We start from the raw sequence: 1,480 nt of genomic DNA on the forward strand, positions 1-1,480 counted from the left end.
CGGCTCCACGTCGAAGTACGACAAAGCCGGCATCGAAGACTACTTCAACACGCCGCTCTCCGCGCTCTTCGGCAACGAAGGCGGCGCGTCGGCGCATACCAGCATCATCAACGGCGGCGGCAAGGACCTGTCCAGCTCGCGTCCCGGCGAAGCCAGCAAGAGCCAGACGCAGCCGGTGCCGCCTTCGGTGGCGCGCGCCTCGGTTGCGGCGGAAGACATGCAGCGTCTGCAACAGCTCAAGCAGAAGCTGACCGCGCTCATCGAGAACACGCCCGCATTGCGTGCCTTCAAGGACCAGATCCGCATCGCGATCACGAGCGAAGGCTTGCGCATCGAGATCGTGGATTCGCTCAAGCGGCCGATGTTCGCATCGGGCAGCTCGAAGCTCGAAAGCTACGTGACGACGATTCTGTCGAACATCGGCGCTTCGCTCAACGATGTCGACAATCGCGTGTCGATTGCGGGCCATACGGATGCCGTGCCCTATTCGGGCAGCCAGAAAGGCTATTCGAACTGGGAACTGTCGGGCGAACGTGCGAACGCGGCGCGCCGTGCGCTGGTCGCGGGCGGCATGAACGAAACGAAGGTGCTGCAGGTGCGCGGCCTCGCCGATGCGCTTCCGCTCAACAAGGACGTCATCGACGAGCCGACGAATCGCCGCATCAGCATTCTCGTGCTGAACAAGGCCGCCGAGCTCGCATTCTTCCGCGATGGCGGGCGCACCACGAGCGATCAGGCCCTGCCCGCCGAATCCGCCGCTCCCGCAGCGGTCGCGGCGAAATCGAACATGCAGGTGGGCGTAGTCAAGTAAGCGCGCGTCAGGCGAACCAGTCCATCACCGTCTGCACCACGAGCCACGCGTTCGCCGCGCTGATCACGGCGAACAGCAGCCACGCGAGCGCCTTCGTATGCAAGGCGTTCGCGAACTTGCCCATCAGCGCGCGATCGTTCGTCATCCGAATCAACGGATAAAGTGCGAACGGCAATTGCAGGCTCAGCACGACCTGACTCGCCACGAGCAGCTTGCCGACCGCGCCGTTGCCCATCAGATACACGCCGATCACTGCCGGCACCAGCGCGAGCGCCCGCGTGATCAGACGCCGCTGATAGCACGGAATCTTCAGGCGCAAGAACCCTTCCATGATGACCTGTCCCGCGATGGTGCCGGTGAAGGTCGAGCTTTGACCCGAAGCGAACAGCGTCACCGCGAAAAGAATCGCCGCAAGCCCGGTGCCGACGATCGGCGCGAGCAGCTTGTACGCATCCTCGATTTCGGTGACTTGCGTATGCCCCGTTGCGTGGAATGCGGAAGCCGCAAGAATCAGAATCGCCGCGTTGATGAGCAGCGCGAGCACGAGCGACACGATGGTGTCGAGCCGCGAAAGACGGATCGCCGAAGCCAGGCTCGCCTCATCGCGAGAGACCACGCGCGTCTGCACGATCGACGAATGCAGATACAGGTTATGCGGCATGACCGTCG

The 1,480-nt window shown here is 63.4% G+C and carries 2 protein-coding genes; one reads left to right on the forward strand and one right to left on the reverse strand.

Annotation, left to right across the window (positions count from 1 at the left end; all coding sequences use genetic code 11):
• A partial coding sequence (locus BG57_RS30795; RefSeq protein WP_035971067.1) for an OmpA family protein occupies positions 1 to 811 on the forward strand: 811 nt, incomplete at its 5' end.
• A 7-nt stretch (positions 812 to 818) separates the two neighbouring features.
• Here the strand turns inward: BG57_RS30795 and BG57_RS30800 are convergent.
• Positions 819 to 1,480: divalent metal cation transporter (locus BG57_RS30800; protein ID WP_035971068.1), on the reverse strand; the 662-nt coding region annotated here is incomplete at its 5' end.

This window comes from Caballeronia grimmiae (genome assembly GCF_000698555.1).
GTDB classification, from domain to species: domain Bacteria; phylum Pseudomonadota; class Gammaproteobacteria; order Burkholderiales; family Burkholderiaceae; genus Caballeronia; species Caballeronia grimmiae.